Source organism: Candidatus Omnitrophota bacterium, assembly GCA_028712255.1.
Taxonomy (GTDB): Bacteria; Omnitrophota; Gorgyraeia; order Gygaellales; family Profunditerraquicolaceae; genus UBA6249.
This window is the reverse complement of the sequence record JAQTQJ010000011.1, coordinates 22,853-39,061: the sequence shown is the minus strand read 5'-3', so window position 1 is coordinate 39,061 and position 16,209 is coordinate 22,853. Positions and strand designations below refer to the sequence as shown.

16 protein-coding genes are annotated in these 16,209 nt (G+C 38.6%); all 16 read right to left on the bottom strand.

Features of this window, described 5'->3' with window-relative positions; all coding sequences use genetic code 11:
* Window positions 1-5 precede the first annotated feature (5 nt).
* Complete coding sequence (locus tag PHC29_06195; protein MDD5109081.1) at window positions 6-1,157, bottom strand: acyl-CoA dehydrogenase family protein; 1,152 nt, start codon at window positions 1,155-1,157, stop codon at window positions 6-8.
* A 126-nt stretch (window positions 1,158-1,283) separates the two neighbouring features.
* Window positions 1,284-1,733: an N-acetyltransferase gene (locus PHC29_06190; GenBank protein ID MDD5109080.1), complete on the bottom strand. Its 450-nt coding sequence runs from the start codon at window positions 1,731-1,733 to the stop codon at window positions 1,284-1,286.
* 89 nt (window positions 1,734-1,822) lie between these two features.
* The gene (gene glgC / locus PHC29_06185; GenBank protein MDD5109079.1) at window positions 1,823-3,043 is read right to left on the bottom strand and encodes a glucose-1-phosphate adenylyltransferase; all 1,221 of its coding nucleotides are present in this window, start codon (window positions 3,041-3,043) and stop codon (window positions 1,823-1,825) included.
* Window positions 3,043-3,642, bottom strand: a complete 600-nt coding sequence (locus tag PHC29_06180; GenBank protein ID MDD5109078.1) for a MarC family protein — start codon at window positions 3,640-3,642, stop codon at window positions 3,043-3,045. Before PHC29_06180 ends, glgC begins: the two co-directional genes overlap by 1 nt.
* 152 nt (window positions 3,643-3,794) lie before the next feature.
* A complete protein-coding gene (locus PHC29_06175; protein MDD5109077.1) occupies window positions 3,795-4,940 on the bottom strand; it encodes an MFS transporter in 1,146 nt (381 codons plus the stop codon).
* A gap of 66 nt (window positions 4,941-5,006) precedes the next feature.
* A complete protein-coding gene (gene secG, locus PHC29_06170) occupies window positions 5,007-5,426 on the bottom strand; it encodes a preprotein translocase subunit SecG (GenBank protein ID MDD5109076.1) in 420 nt (139 codons plus the stop codon).
* Complete coding sequence (gene tpiA, locus PHC29_06165) at window positions 5,423-6,196, bottom strand: triose-phosphate isomerase (protein ID MDD5109075.1); 774 nt, start codon at window positions 6,194-6,196, stop codon at window positions 5,423-5,425. The genes secG and tpiA overlap by 4 nt, the downstream gene beginning before the upstream one ends.
* A gap of 1 nt (window position 6,197) precedes the next feature.
* Window positions 6,198-7,379, bottom strand: coding sequence for a phosphoglycerate kinase (locus tag PHC29_06160; protein ID MDD5109074.1), 1,182 nt, complete (start codon window positions 7,377-7,379; stop codon window positions 6,198-6,200).
* 108 nt (window positions 7,380-7,487) lie between these two features.
* A complete protein-coding gene (gene gap, locus PHC29_06155; GenBank protein ID MDD5109073.1) occupies window positions 7,488-8,540 on the bottom strand; it encodes a type I glyceraldehyde-3-phosphate dehydrogenase in 1,053 nt (350 codons plus the stop codon).
* A 125-nt stretch (window positions 8,541-8,665) separates the two neighbouring features.
* Window positions 8,666-9,664 (bottom strand): galactose-1-phosphate uridylyltransferase, encoded by a 999-nt coding sequence (galT, locus tag PHC29_06150; GenBank protein ID MDD5109072.1) that lies wholly within the window; start codon window positions 9,662-9,664, stop codon window positions 8,666-8,668.
* A complete protein-coding gene (gene galT, locus PHC29_06145) occupies window positions 9,665-10,690 on the bottom strand; it encodes a galactose-1-phosphate uridylyltransferase (GenBank protein MDD5109071.1) in 1,026 nt (341 codons plus the stop codon).
* 36 nt (window positions 10,691-10,726) lie between these two features.
* Complete coding sequence (fmt, locus tag PHC29_06140) at window positions 10,727-11,668, bottom strand: methionyl-tRNA formyltransferase (GenBank protein MDD5109070.1); 942 nt, start codon at window positions 11,666-11,668, stop codon at window positions 10,727-10,729.
* 113 nt (window positions 11,669-11,781) lie between these two features.
* Complete coding sequence (gene priA / locus PHC29_06135) at window positions 11,782-13,626, bottom strand: primosomal protein N' (GenBank protein MDD5109069.1); 1,845 nt, start codon at window positions 13,624-13,626, stop codon at window positions 11,782-11,784.
* Entirely contained in the window at window positions 13,613-14,704 is a 1,092-nt protein-coding gene (locus tag PHC29_06130; protein ID MDD5109068.1) for a glycosyltransferase, read from the bottom strand. The genes priA and PHC29_06130 overlap by 14 nt, the downstream gene beginning before the upstream one ends.
* A gap of 75 nt (window positions 14,705-14,779) precedes the next feature.
* Window positions 14,780-15,316, bottom strand: a complete 537-nt coding sequence (gene gmhB, locus PHC29_06125) for a D-glycero-beta-D-manno-heptose 1,7-bisphosphate 7-phosphatase (GenBank protein ID MDD5109067.1) — start codon at window positions 15,314-15,316, stop codon at window positions 14,780-14,782.
* Between the two features lie 89 nt (window positions 15,317-15,405).
* A complete protein-coding gene (locus PHC29_06120; protein ID MDD5109066.1) occupies window positions 15,406-16,173 on the bottom strand; it encodes a glycosyltransferase family 2 protein in 768 nt (255 codons plus the stop codon).
* Between the last annotated feature and the right edge of the window lie 36 nt (window positions 16,174-16,209).

Here is a 16,209-nt window from a genome sequence, read left to right as displayed (position 1 = left end):
ACCACTCATTTGGCCATTTCCTTAATTACTTTCAAACCAATAATACCGCGCTGCACCTGGTTTGTCCCCTCATAGATCTGGGTAATTTTAGCATCACGTACATATTTTTCAATCGGATAATCTTTCATATATCCGTATCCGCCGAATAATTGCAAAGCATCTACGCTAACCTTCATCGCTACATCTGAAGCATACATCTTGGCCATTGCCGATTCTTTAGATACATCCTTTACTCCGGCATCAAGCATTCTAGCGGTAGAATAAACTAAACCGCGGGCTGCTTCGATTTCCGTAGCCATATCTGCTATCATCCACTGGATTCCTTGGAAACTGGATATCGGTTTACCAAACTGTACTCTTTCGCGCACATATTTTACTGCTAACTCCAAAGCCCCCTGGGCAATACCTAATGCCTGAGCCGCAACACCCGGCCGCGACATATCAAAAGTCCTCATAGTGACGATAAAACCCATGCCTTCTTTTGCCAATAAATTCTCCTCTGGGATCAAACAATCAGTAAAAATCAGTTCGCGCGTACTTGAGGCGCGAATACCAAATTTATCCTCTTTTTTACCAAAAGTAAAACCAGGAGTTCCTTTTTCAACGATAAATGCAGTTGCCCCACGAGCTCCTTTTGTTTTATCAGTCATGGCAATTACAACATAAGTTTCGGCATCTCCGCCGTTAGTAATAAAATGCTTGAGGCCATTTAAAATATAATGCTTTCCTTCTTTTCTAGCAACAGTTTTAATTCCTGAAGCATCAGATCCAGCCTCAGGTTCAGTAATGGCGAATGCCGCAACCTTTTTACCTTTAGCTAGGTCAGGTAAATATTTTTTCTTCTGTTCATCGGTACCAAACAAAACAATCGGGATTGTCCCCAGAGCGCTGGCCGCATAGCAAACTGCAATACCGCCGCAGGCACGGGAAAACTCTTCGGTTGCCAAGCATAGATTCATTGTGCTATTGGCAAAACCGCCGTACTCTTCAGGAATAAATAAACCAAACATATCAGATTCACCCATGACCTTTAAAACATCCCAGGGGTACTCTTCGCTAATATCATATTTAGCCGCTGCCGGACGAATCTTTTCTTCGGCAATCTTATGCGCCAAATCCTTGATCATCTTTTGTTCATCGGTCAATAAATAATCCATTTGTTTCCTCCTGATTGTTAAGCTGTAAGCCTTAAGTTATAAGCTGTAAGCTTAAAACTTAATACTTACAGCTTAAAGCTTATGCTTATAATTGCAAATCAAAAATTATAGCATATAAATTTATTTTTACAATGATTTTAGCAGGGCAATCTCCTGGCAGTTGGGGAATTTACAGCAGTTAATACACTCCGCCCAGATTTTATGCGGCAGTGCCTCATGTTTTATCTTTCTAAACCCTAACTTTTTGAAAAAATTGGGTTTGTAGGTTAACGCAAAAACTTTTCTTGCTCCCATCACTTGGGCTTCTGCAAGGCAAGCCAAAACTAAATCACGGCCCAAACCTTTTCCTTGCTTATTTTTAGCAACTGCCAAAGATTTAATTTCCGCTAAATCATCCCAAGAGATATGTAAGGCAGCGCAACCGGTTATCTTTCCTTTATCTTCATAAACCCAAAAATCACGGATATTCTCATAAAGCTCATTAAGTGAACGAGGCAGCATAACATCCTGCCTTGCGAAATAACCAATCAACCCCTGAATTTGTTTAATATCTTTTATTTTGGCTTTTCTAATCATCGTTTCCTTACTTTAGTCATTCCCGTGAAAAGCGGGAATCCATTCTTTTAGATCCCCGCTTTTCACGGGGATGACCACGCTACGCGTGGTCACTTAATTTCTGTTCCTTTGGCGACTACAACAATTCCTGATTCACTGACAAAAAACCTCTTTTTATCTTCTTCTAAATTAAAACCGATAATCATCCCCTGTGGAATATTCACATCTTTATCAATAATGGCGCGTTTAATCTTAGCATACCTGCCGACATTAACCCCTTCCATTAAAATTGAATCATACACTTCAGAGAAACTATTTATTCGAACATTCGGTGATAATATTGAACGCTGCACTCTGCCGCCGCTAACAACGCAACCTTCGGAAACTATCGAATCAAGCACCAATCCCACCCGCCCTTCTTCTTTGTCCCCCGAATGCACAGTTTTAACCGGTGGATATTGCTCCTGAAAAGTCCTGATTAACCACTCCTGATCATAAAGATTAAATGTGGGATTTACCTGAATTAGCTCCATATTTGCTTCATAATAGGCATCAATAGTTCCAATATCCCGCCAATATTCCTCTTCCTTGTCTTTATTACGGAAATCATAGGCAATAATCTTCATTCCTTTTTTTAACATCTGAGGAATAATATCTTTACCAAAATCATGTGATGATTTATGATTCCTGGCATCCTCCAATAACTCCTGCATCAGGACAGACTGATTGAATACATATATCCCCATTGAACCATAAATTTTATCGGGACTTCCGGGAATAGTTTTAGGATTTACCGGTTTCTCCTGAAAACCCGTGACCCTTCCATTAGGATCCGTTTCAATAACTCCTAAATGTTTGGCTTTAGTTTTATCGATCTCTACAACTCCCACCGTCAGATCCGCATTCTGTTCACGATGTACATCAATCATAGAATAATAATTCATTTTATAGATATGGTCACCGGCTAAAATCAGAACTTCATCCGGCTTATCCATTTCTAAAGTATAGAGGTTCTGATAGATGGCATCGGCCGTACCCAAATACCAGGAATCTCCTATACGCTGTTGGGCAGGAAGTAATTCAATAAACTGGCCTAGCTCCGAAGGCAGAAAATTCCAACCCAAGCGAATATGCCTTTGCAAAGAAGCGGATTTATATTGTGTTAAGATATAAATCTTACGCATCCCTGAATTAATACAATTGCTTAGAGTAAAATCGATAATCCGATAAATCCCGCCGAAAGGGACTGCCGGTTTAGTGCGGTCTTTGGTTAAAGGCAGGAGCCGTTCTCCTTTACCACCTGCCATAATAAAAGTTAAAACTTTACGCATCACTTCAAAAATGCTCCGGCTATGCCATGCCTAATCATCATAACCGCAATGGCAGCTAACAATATATAGATTATTTTAGAGAATGCTCGAATACCGCTTGGGCCGATAAACTTTATAATTACATCCGCTTTAACCAAAGCAAGCCAGACAAAAATCATATTTAATATCAATGCAACTAAAGTAGGTACGGCGCCAAAACTATTCATCATCATTAGCGTCGTGGTTAAAACCGCCGGGCCCGTAATTAAAGGGGTCCCTAATGGAAATACACCCATATCTTTAGCATGCGAGTTGGTTAAAGTACTTTTCTGAGCCCCTGGCATTAATAAGCGAACAGCAATAATAAATAAAAGCGCCCCTCCTGCAATCTGAAAATCCGGAATAGTTATGCCCAACAGCGAAAATATCCACTTGCCTACAACCATAAAAATAACCGCAACCGCAGTAGCCGTAGTAACCGCATCCAAAACTATCTTTTTCTGCTGAGCCTTAGAAAAATTTTCAACCAAAGATAAGTAGATAGGAATATTGCCAATGGCATCCACCGCCACAAAAAGCGGAATAAAGCTAAGTATATAAGGCTTAAATAGTTCCATCATAGTTAAATATTATATCGAATAGTCCCTAAAATGGCAATAGAAAAAATCAGGGGACGGTTCTATTTTTCCTTTAAATAAAGGGACCGTTTCTATTTTTCCTTCACCAGACTTAGTTGAAAAATAGAAACGGTCCCTTTATTTAGCTGCTAAGGTCATTCAATCTTATTGATGAGGAACAGACAAAAAAAGCTAGTTAATGCAGATAGAACGATCAGCCATTTTAAGCCGATTATTGGAAGTAAAAACGCACCTGACAGATTACTTGATACATCAGATAGGTTATTTATACTGCATAAAAGCGCAAATGAGGTCGCCTCTAATCCTTTGATTGAATGCCTGGCCATAAAATCCATAACCATTAAAAATATAAACATACCTATAAGGTTATATATTATATCGTAGGCAACCGCGGTTAATGGAGTGTAATATAAATAACTTAGCGTAGTCAGGGCGCCGGTAAACACCGAAAAATACAACCATTTCTTAATGTTTATCCTCTGGCTAAATTTATAATAAAGCAGCGCACCAATAACCCCAAATAAAGTACCTATCGTAGCCAGTGTCCCAATCCACATCTTGCCCCATTTAAAACTATCACGCTGGATAAAAAATAAAGGAGTGCCAAAAGAAGGCGAATATTTATATAAAAATATGAACAGGCCAATAATTAATATCTTTCTATCGCTAAAAAGCCTCTTTAAATCCGTAAATAAGGTTGAATACTTCTTTTCTGCTTTGTTTTCCTGATAAAAATATGTTGGTAAACCAACTAACAGATAAATCGGAATTAAACATAAGAAACCTATTCTGTAATCCCACTTCTGCGCAATAAAGGCTCCGCCTATGCCGGTAAATAATCCAGCCACTAATATTGAGGCCCACTGGATGCTTTGGATTTTTCCTGTAGCCTGATATTTTTTCCCCTCTACGCACATGATTCCATCAACCGCCACATCCCGAAAAGCCGCACCCGAAGAATTAAGAACGAGTAATACTACCAAAATAATAAGCGGCAGCTGCATTAAGCCTAAAAGTAAAACAAAAACTATATCCAGTAAAAGAGAAATAAATATCCAAATACGTTTAGTAAATGAATTATCTATAGCATAACCAATTAATGGTTTAACCAGCCAGGCAAAAGTAGTGAGGCTGCCTAAAACCATTATTTTTTCAGGAGAAAAATGCAAAGTTTCTTTAAGATAATAAAACAGCCCCTGAGCAGGCAGGCCTTCTATGCCTTGCGTAAAATAAACCGCACTACTTAAAGCAAAAACCCAAAATAATTTTTTATTTTTCATCTTTAAATTAAAAGGGGACGGTTCTCTTGAACAAGAGAACCGTCCCCTTTATTCTTTTATTCTGCTTTATTTAGTTTTTGCTGCATCCGGCTTGGCTGTTGGTGCTGGCGTCTGAACCTTTTCTGTTTCAGCCTTTACTGCTTGGACTTTTGCTGGTTCTGTCTTGACTTGTTCTGTCTTAGCTGCTTCAGTATTAGTTGTTGCCGTTTTAGGCAATTCTGCCTTTGGCCTAACAGTACGCACATCACGCATCAATGACTTACTCTGTTTAACTGACAATACCGCCAAGCTCAAGCAGGTTATAAAAAAAACAATAGACATAATCGTAGTTGTACGCGTAAGAAAAACGCTTGTCTTTGTACCAAACATCGACTCAACTCCGGCAAAACTCTCGACTAACCCTGCTCCTCTTCCACGCTGAATTAAAACCAAACCAATTAAAATTATACAGGCAGTCACATGGATTATAATCAAAAATGTCATCATTTCACAACCTCGCTTGCTTTAGTTACTATTGAACTAAAAGAATCTGTCTTTAAGCTTGCTCCACCCACTAATGCTCCATCTACATCCGGTTTACCCATCAATTCTACAATATTTTCAGGCTTAACACTTCCGCCATATTGAATCCTAACTTGGCTGGCAACTTCTTCCCCATAAATCTTTTTTAATAAATCACGTATGAACTTATGCGCTTCCTGCGCCTGCTGGCCGGTGGCAGTCTTACCAGTGCCGATTGCCCAAACCGGCTCATACGCAATTACTATTTTAAGCATATCATCTACATTAATGTCAACTAAACCGTTTTCAATATGATCTTTAATCACCTTAAATGTATTATTAGACTCTCTTTCCTGTAGATTCTCACCCACACATACAATAGGAGCTAATCCGTGTTTTAAGCTAGCCTTAATCTTTTTATTCACAGTTTCGTTAGTCTCGCCAAAAAACTGCCTGCGTTCAGAATGCCCGATAATAACATACTGGCAGCCGGCATCTTTAAGCATAAGCCCAGAAACCTCTCCGGTAAAAGCCCCTTCATCCTGCCAATAAATATCTTGAGCTCCTAACTGGATATCCGTTTCATTCAAAACTTCAGCTACTTCATTTAAAGCGGTAAATACTGGGCATAACACCACATCAACCTTCGCAAAATCTAATTTAAAGAGTTCGCGTTTTAAACCATTGGCTAAATTAATGGATTCATTGATTGTCTTATACATCTTCCAATTTCCGGCAATAATTGTTTTCCTCATTTTATTTTTCCGTAAGCGCAGCAATCCCTGGCAAAGATTTTCCCTCCAGAAATTCCAGGCTTGCCCCTCCCCCCGTTGAGATATGTGACATTTTATCTTCTAATTTAAATTTAGCAATTGCTGCTGCCGTATCTCCTCCGCCGATTATCGAGGTAGTTTTTAACGTAGCAATAAATTCAGCTAGGCTTTGAGTCCCTTTGCTAAAATTATCCATTTCAAATATTCCCATAGGGCCATTCCAAACAATAGTTTTAGCGAATTTTAATTTACCCTCAAATAACTTAATTGTTTTTGGTCCGATATCAACGGCAATTTTGCCATCAGGAATATTATCTGCGACAATTTCAGTTAAGGCATTCGGATCGATATTGTCCACAACCACATTATCAATGGGTAACAAGATTTCCTTATTTAATTTTTTAGCTTGGTCTAAAATTGATTTAGCTAGATCTAACTTATCTTTTTCCAGCTTTGAATTACCAATCTGTTTGCCTTGAGCTTTTAGAAACGTATAAGCCATGCCTCCTCCGACGAGAATGGCGTCACATTTAGGAAGCAGGTTCTGAATAAGGCCGATTTTATCCGTCACCTTTGCTCCGCCCAAAATAACCATAAAGGGCTTCTGAGGATTACTCACGGCACTACCTAAATATTTAATCTCTTTCTCTAAAAGAAAACCTGCGGCAGATTTTAAGAAATGTGTAACCCCTTCAGTAGATGCGTGTGCGCGATGGGCGGTACCAAAAGCATCATTAACAAAAATATCAGCCAAAGATGCTAACTGCTTGGCAAAACCAGCGTCATTAGCCTCCTCTTCAGCGTGAAAACGTAGATTCTCCAGTAAAATTACCCTATCTTTCGATTTATCGATTTCCTGCTTAATATTATCACCTACACAATCGCTCAAAAACAGTACATTTTGCCCTAAGAGTTCTTTCAGGCGAGCTACTACCGGCTTAAGGCTGTATTTGGCAACCGGCTTGCCATCAGGACGGCCCAAATGGCTCATAATCACCAGCTTCTTTGCGCCATTCTCTAAAATATATTTTAAGGTAGGCAGAGTTGCCTGAATACGTATATCATCAGTAATATTAAGGTTGGCATCAAGCGGCACATTAAAATCCGCACGCACCAAAACTACTTTATTTTTTATATCAATATCTTTTAAGGTTAATTTTGCCATCTTTTCTCCTTACCCACCAGGGTAACACCAGCGCAATTCCTTATAGCGCTGGGTGTAATGCTTAAAAAATAGAATAGTGACAGTCACTATTGGGACAGCCATTTAGACTTATAATCCCTTCTTAACAATATAATCGCATAAATCCACTACACGGTTAGAATAACCCCACTCATTGTCATACCAGGCCAACACTTTAATAAAATCATCCTGAATAACTTTAGTTATTTTGGCATCAACTATCGAGCTTAATAAACAATGATTAAAATCAATTGAAACTACCGGATCTTCGGTGTATCCAAGTATCTCTTTCATCGAGCCTTCTGCCGCTGCCTTAAAAGCAGCATTTAGCTCCTCAACAGTCACTTTCTTAGATAAGGTTGCGCTCAAATCCACGACCGAAACATTAGGTGTAGGCACACGGATTGCAAAACCATCAAGTTTGCCTTTTAATTCCGGGATAACCAATGATATTGCCTTAGCAGCTCCGGTAGAAGTAGGAATCATGGAAACCGCAGCAGCGCGGGCACGCCGTAAATCTGAGTGTGCCATATCCTGCAATCTTTGGTCATTAGTATAGGAATGTATCGTAGTCATAAGCCCCTTCACAATACCCCAGTTATCGTTGATAACCTTAGCAACAGGAGCAAGGCAATTGGTGGTACAGGAAGCATTGGAAATTACATGATGATTCTTAGGATCATACTTTGACTCATTAACACCCATAACAATCGTTATATCTTCTCCTTCAGCCGGAGCAGAGATAACCACTTTTTTAGCGCCACCCTTAGTTATATGATTCTCTGCGCCTTTTACTTCTTTGCCTTTTTTATTCACTCCATCTTTTTTAATTGTAAATAACCCTGTGGATTCAACTACAATCTCCACTCCCAAATCTTTCCAGGGAAGCTCAGCCGGATCTCTTTTGCTTAAAACTTTAATATCTTTGCCATTAACTGAGATTACATCATCAGCAGTTGCCTTTACTTCACCATTAAAACGTCCGTGCACAGAATCATACTTAAAAAGATAGGCATTACTTTTGGCATCAGTTAAATCATTGATTGCCACAAGTTCTATGTTTTTACTATTTTTTTCTAAAATTGCGCGCGCCACAAGACGACCAATCCTACCAAAACCATTAATACCGACTTTAACTGCCATCTGACTCCTCCTCTTTATATTTTGACGAAACAGTTTCCAACCTAATCTGGTAACAGTTTCCCGATTGAAGCGGAAACTGTTTCGCAGCTAATCGGCAAACGTGGGTAATCTTTACCCCAATTCTTCTATACGGCTTTTAAATACTGAGCGGCTAATTCAGGCGAGGTTGGATCAATATAGAAACCGGTCCCCCACTCAAAACCTGCAACTTGCGTAAGCTTTGGCATAATCTCAATATGCCAATGGTAATACTCCACATCAGCTTCACCGTTAATAGGCGCAGAATGAATTATATAATTATATGATAAATTTACAAATACTTTTTTTAGTTTTGTTAATGTATCTTTTAAAATCTGTGCTAAGGCCGATAGTTCCGGACCTGATGAAATATGGCTAAAATAACCACTATGCTGCTTGGGCATGATCATGATTGCAAATGGAAACCGGGAAACAAAAGGACAGAAAGAAATAAAATATTTATTTTCTAAGATTATTCTTGATTTATCGCCAATCTCCTGGCGAAGGATATCACAGAATATACAACGCTCACGGTAATTATAATAATCACGCGCGCCGTGAATCTCTTCCAGCGTATTTTTTGGCACCATAGGCAAGGCTATCAATTGCGTATGAGGATGCTCTAATGTCGCCCCGGCGGCAGCTCCATAATTACGAAAAACCATAATATATTTAAAACGACTGTCTTTTTTTAAGTCCGCCAGGCGCTCGCAGCACATTTTAAGATAGCTTTCAATTTCCTGCTCTAAGAGCTCTGGAATATCCTTATTATGGTATGGGCTTTCAATTAAAACTTCATGCGCTCCTATTCCGTTTGACATATCATAAATACCTATTCCTCTGCGGTTAAGATCGCCTTCAATCTGTAAAGCCGGAAATTTATTGGCAACCACACGTACCTGCCAGCCGACAGAATTTGCTGCAGTACCTGGATCACGAAAACAGCTTATCTCCGGAGGAGTCATAGATTCATTACCATAACAAAACGGACATAATCCACCTTCGGGAATATGCTGTTCATATTTAATGTCTTGTGGTTTCTTTGGGCGCTCTGTATCCACAATCACCCATCGGCCAACAACCGGATCCCTTCTTAATTCACCCATTTAAATTTCTACCTCTCTTAAAAATTTAGCTGTTTCCTCCGGAGGAAGAGGACAGATATAAAAACCTGTTCCCCATTCAAAACCAGCAACTTTGGTCAAGTGAGGCATAATCTCAATATGCCAATGATAATCCTGATCAATAGTTTTCCAATAACCGCTCTTTTGTCTTCGGAATGGTGCAGTATGAATTACGTAATTATAATCCGGATCATTTAACCCGATTTTCATTTTTAAAAGAACAGCTTTGAGCAGGCGAGCAAGGTTTCTGCGTGATTCGGCATCCATACAGGTATAATCCGAACAATGCTGCTTCGGTAAAATCCAGGTTTCAAAAGGAAAACGCGCAGCAAACGGAGTAACCGCTAAAAAACCATCCAAATCCAAAATTACCCTCTCCTTTTGCGCCAACTCCTGTTTAATCAAATCACAGAATACGCAGCGTTCATGATATTCATAGTAGAGGCGCGCGCCTGCTAACTCCTCTTTTACTCGCTTAGGGTTAACCGGAGTAGCAATCAACTGTGAACGAGTATGCCTGATTGCCGTGCCTCCTGAACCCTTACCATAATTTTTGAATACTAAAACATATTTAAAACGGATATCTTTCTCCAAATCAATTATTCTATCAGAATAACAATTAAGTATTTTAGTAATTTGTTCTTCACTCAAATCCGCCATATTGGCTATATGCTGATTAGTTTCAATTACAATCTCATGCGCGCCTACTCCGTTCATTACGTCATAAACACCATTTCCCCGGCGCTCCAGATCGCCTTCTACTCTTAAAAAAGGTGAGATACTAGGAACGACACGTAAATCCCAACCCGGAGCATTACGAGTAGAATTATGCGGACGAATAGCATAAATTTCAGGGGGAGTTTTTGCTTCTTTGCCTTCGCAAAATGGGCAGTCCAACGGATTCTCCTGATCTTTAGTCTGGCTTGCAAATTGATCAGGACGACGAGCACGTTCAGTGGAAATAATTACCCACCTACCTATAACTGGATCTTTTCTTAATTCTGGCATAGGGAATAATTATAACAGAAGGGCTAAATCTTGCAACTACTTTTTACCCAAAACTTCTCCTGCAGCAAGTTTATGGCCGATAATAAAATTCTGCGCGCTCATGCATTTGCCTCCTTCCAGCTGAAGTTGGTCAACTTTTAAAAACCCTCTACCGCAAGCTATAACAATACCATGTTTATCCGCCTTGACTACTTCACCGGGTAAAGGTTTATGATTAGGAAATATTGCGGAAACTTCCGAATGAAAAATCTTTAGTATTTTCCCGCCATAGCTAGTAAAGGCTCCCGGCCAAGGCAAGACCCCTCTTATCTGATTATGAATATTTACAGCAAAATTGCCCCAATCAATTAAACCAATTTCTTTCTTTAACTTTGGAGCATAAATAACATCCTCTTCTTTCTGATCAACTAAATGATAATCCCTGCTATCAATACACCTAAGGGCCTCAATTAAAAGCCTAGCTCCACAAATACGCAACTTTTCTTCAAGAGTTATCGATGTATCTTCATTTTCGATCTTTACCTCTTCCTGCATAATAATTGGGCCGGCATCCATCAAGCGGGCAACGTAAATAACCGTAATCCCGCTCTTTTTCTCTCCGTTAATTATTGCCCAATTAATCGGGGCTGCCCCACGGTAGCGCGGTAAAAGCGAGGCATGAATGTTAACTGGCATAATTTTAGGAATATCCAAGACCTCCTGGGATAATATCTGCCCATAGGCTACGATCACAAAAACATCCGCACCGATAGCTTTTAAAAATTTTACGCTTTCTCTAGCTTTAATATCCTTCGGCTGGAAAATTTTTAGCTTTTCATCAAAGGCAATGCTCTTAACATCCGTACCCGACAGATGCAAATGCCTGCCTCTTTGTTTATCCGGCTGAGTAACCACACAGACAACCTCATAATTGTTTTTTATCAAGGCCTCAAGAGAAGCAACAGCAAAATGTGAACTACCAAAAAATACTATTTTCATATTAACTCCCTCAAGCACTAAATTCTAAAAACAAGCTGTAAGTTTTAAGCTATAAGCTGTAGGCCTAATGCTTAACGCTTACGGCTTATAGCTAATCCAAAATTTAACGCTCTTTAAACCGGATCCACATCTATCGTAACTATTATACCTGAATAATGCCATTCTTTTAAGTGAGATTTTAAAAAATGGCTGGCTTTTTGTGGACTAGATGCGCGCATTAATATTTGATAATAAAAATTACCCCGTAACTTAGCAGGCTGGCCGCAATTAAGAGATAATATTTTCATACTGGCCGTCTTTAGAGCATTTAACCTCTGAAATAAATCAACGGATGCCTTTTTAACCTTCTCTGGGTTTATTCCCCTAATCTTAAGCAAAATCATATGTTTAAACGGTGCAAGATTTAACTGTTTACGCTGCGCTAATTCTCTTTCATAAAATAATTCAGGGTCATTCTTAATCAATGCCTGAAAACAATGATGGCTGGCGTTGGCACTCTGAATAATCATTTTCTTAGCGGTCAAACTAACCAAACTCATAAGCATGGAAAATGTTTTTTCAGAAGCCATAAAATCTATCCGGTTAAGCGAATTATCTATAGCCAAAACTCCGATTAAATCAAACCTTATAGAACCCTGCTGTTTTGCTACAAAGCCTGTGCCCACAAAAATATCCGCATCAGATAAATTAACCATGCCTTTTTGCTCATCTATTATCTTAACGGATGCCTGAGGAAAAATCCGGGCTAATTCGCTTTCAACTTTTTCTGTTCCTATACCGGAATACTTAATATAGCCGGCATTACAATTAGGGCAAATCTTAGGCAGCTCCATCTTGAAATTACAATGGTGGCATTTTAATTTATCCTCTCCAAAATGAAATACCAAATTAATATTGCAACGCGGGCATTTCAAAGCCACGCCGCAATTATGACAGCTTGCAGAAGTTGCAAAACCTTTACGGTTAATCACCAGAAGAATTTTTCCTCTTTCACCAAGCGTAGAATATACTGCATCCGCCAACAACTTAGAAAAAATAGATTTAATTTTTCTTTCGGCATAAGCAAGCCGGCTCAAATCAATAACTTTAACAAGCGGGTATGCTGTTTCAGAAGGAACAATTCTAAACTCATGATTCTCTTTATGCGCCAGATAAAAGCTTCTCAAAGATAAGCAGTAGCTGCCCAAAATAATCTTTGCTCCATCAATTTGAGCACGCATCAACCCAACTTCTCTAGCATGATAATGCGGCACCTGCTCCTGTTTATAAACAGAATCATCCTCCTGATCAACAATAATCAACCCTAAATTATTTACCGGAGAGAAAATACTTGAACGTGTTCCAACAACAATGCAACATTGTGCCTGCCTGATTTTTTCCCAGACTTCCAGCTCCTTTAGCTGTTTACGGAATACCAAAAAGACCTCTAAACCTGAATCTTGCTCAATTAATTTCTTCGCCCTTTCTGCCTCAGAAATATCACTAAACAAAACAATCACTGAACGCCTATCTGCACAAAATTGCTTAATCTCTTTTAAATAAACCGACATACGCTCCTGCCCTTGAAGAAAAAGGGGACGGTTCTCTTTTCCTGTAACTTTATTAAAAAAAAGAGAACCGTCCCCTTTTTTAGTTTCTTTACCTTTTCTTAATCCTTCAGGAAGCGCAGTTTCAATAGCCTCTCCCCAGGAACAACAATAATATTGAGCCAAATTCCTAGTTAACAAAAGCATACTTTCATCTAAAATAGGTGCTTGGTCAAGAACTGACAAAATTTCTTTTATTTTTTTAATCTTGGTTTTTTTATTTAATCCAACTACATAGGCTACTTCTCTTTTATTGCGGAAATTTACCAAAACCCTTATCCCAACAGTAATTTTATTCTCTAAATCAGGCGGAACAAGGTAATCAAATGGCCCGTCAATAGGCAGCCCCAATACAACATTAGCGTATAACATCAGCTAGCTCCTGGCAGGCAAATGGCTTAGCCAATGCCATAGCATTGTTTTTTAAACTTTTTAGCTTCTTCGGGTCATTCTTTAAATCAATAACTAACTTCTTAATCTGCTTAATATTCTCAGGTGTAAATCCTACTCCATAAGCAGCCAAAATTTTAGCATTATTTTTCTCTTGGCCGGGTATTGCCGTTATAAATATAGGGACTAATCCCATAACCAACAACTCGGTAATACTTGAACCACCAGGCTTAGTAATCATAATATCAGAAACCGCCATCAGCTCGCCAACGTTATCCACAAATCCAAAAACTCTCACACTCTTATAATCTTTTTTCCTCAGCCTCGTAAATAGAGATTTATTATTCGCACAAACTACCAATACTTGCGTTTCATCACAAAGGCTCTGGGTAATTTTCTCAAGCGGGCCTGTCCCAAATGACCCCGTCATAATCAACACCGTAAACTTATCTACCAAAATACCAAATTTATCTGCCAAGCGCTTTCTATCTTGAGTTTTACTAAAATTTTGGCTGAAGGGAATCCCTAAAACCATAATTTGGATTTCATCTACCCCTGATCTTAATAATTCATCCCTGGTAAACCCTGATGCAGCAATATAGATATCTGTTCCCCTAGATACCCAAAACGGATGTACCCCAAAATCCGTAATCACAGTAATAAGCTTTGACTTAATTTTATTTTTTAATTTTAAACCAGCTGCCAGCTCTGAATTAAGGAAATGCGTAGAAATGATAAAATCAGAATTCTCATCCTCAAGATATTTTACGAATTTTTGACAGCTAAAATAATTTATAATAGAAGAAATTTTACGGATAAATCGACGAGTCAGGTTAAACTCTGCCATCCAGAAGAAAAAACCCCAAAACCAGACAGCAGAATGTACTAAGAATGGATAACCGCGATTATAACAAAAACGAAAAAATCGGCTGGTAAAAGGCAAAAGATCAACCAGCTCAAGAGTTAAATCCTGCCGGTTATTTTTTAGGTAATCATATATTGCCTCAGCTACTTTACGATGCCCGGCGCCTGCTGAAACATAAGTAATTAATACTTTCATAATTTTACTTGTTAAATAAAGGGGACGGTTCTATTTTTCCAGAGAGCAGTTCTAGAAAAATAGAACCGTCCCCTTTTATTTTAAAAATTTAGCTACCGCCAATAAGTTCTTAAATACAAAATCCGGCTTTACTTTCCAATTTTTTTGATTTTTTTGTTTTTCTTTCCCAGTCAACACCAGAATAGACTTGCATCCTGCTGCATTCGCAGTAAAGATATCGCGTATGGCATCGCCAATAAAATAAGCGTCTTTTAAATTAATTTTAAACTCTTCTGCAGCCATCTTTAACAACCCTGGTTTTGGCTTACGACAGGAGCAACCTATTTCTTTACGATGAGTACAATAATAAACCTTATCAATCCTGCCTCCCGCTTTCTCAATATCAGAGAGCATCTTGACAGTTATCATATTTAAAGTTTTCTGGCTATATATACCCTTACCTATTCCAGCCTGATTGGATGCTACAAATATTTTAAAACCATTTTTGGTCAATAAAGCAATTGCTTTTTTTGCATATGGCAAAAACTTGAATTTCTTTATTGAAGTTACATATAGCTTATCCCCAGGATACCTATTTATTACGCCATCTCTATCTAAAAAAATTGCTTTCATAATTTAATACCAATCAAGTAACTTTTAAACGGGGACGTTTCCCTTTTTAGTATTCTATACTTCTAAAAGGGAAACGTCCCCTTTTTAATTCAGTGCCTATTCAAGCTTTGCTTATTTTTATTCTGCATCTCTCTAAACTTTACATAACTTAATATTTGATACAAGGTGTCAAAATAAGCAATAACAAACCCGTACATACCATCCTTATATGATTTCTTACGGATGTATCTTCTAAAAAATCTGTCCACCGCCCTCCAAGAAACCCAAAGTAGCGTCATCTTACGGCCGGTATTTATCCATTTTACCGCTTCAAGAGTAGACTGACGATTCACACTATTTAAAAAATGCTCTAAATCCGGGTATCCTCGATGAATGATATCAAATTTTAGATGTCCGCAGGAGCCTTCAATAAAGGCGCGCGGATGCACCTCAGATTCTTCATATTTAAATTTATCTTTTTTAAATAGCCTTACCTTCGCTGCCGGATACCAACCACCGTATTTTACCCAATAATTACTAATAAAGTTACGCAAAGGAATGTCATAAGCAACAAATTCATCTGTTGCTATTGCGCTCTCAATCTCTATTCTTAATTCAGGCGTAACCGTCTCATCTGCATCAAGGCTTAATACCCAATTATTTTTTGCCTGTGCGTAAGCCCAATTTCTATGCTTACCCTCCACATCCATTTTCCTAAAGAAAACTTTACAGTTATATTTTTTAACAATCTCGACTGTCTTATCTGTACTTTCATCATCTACCACGATAATTTCATCAGCCCACTTCACCGATTCAAGGCACTGCCCAATACATGACTCCTCATTCTTAGTTAAAACTACAACCGATAATTTTGCCATCAATAACTCCTTATCCCGCAAGGGTAGGCCTTCCTA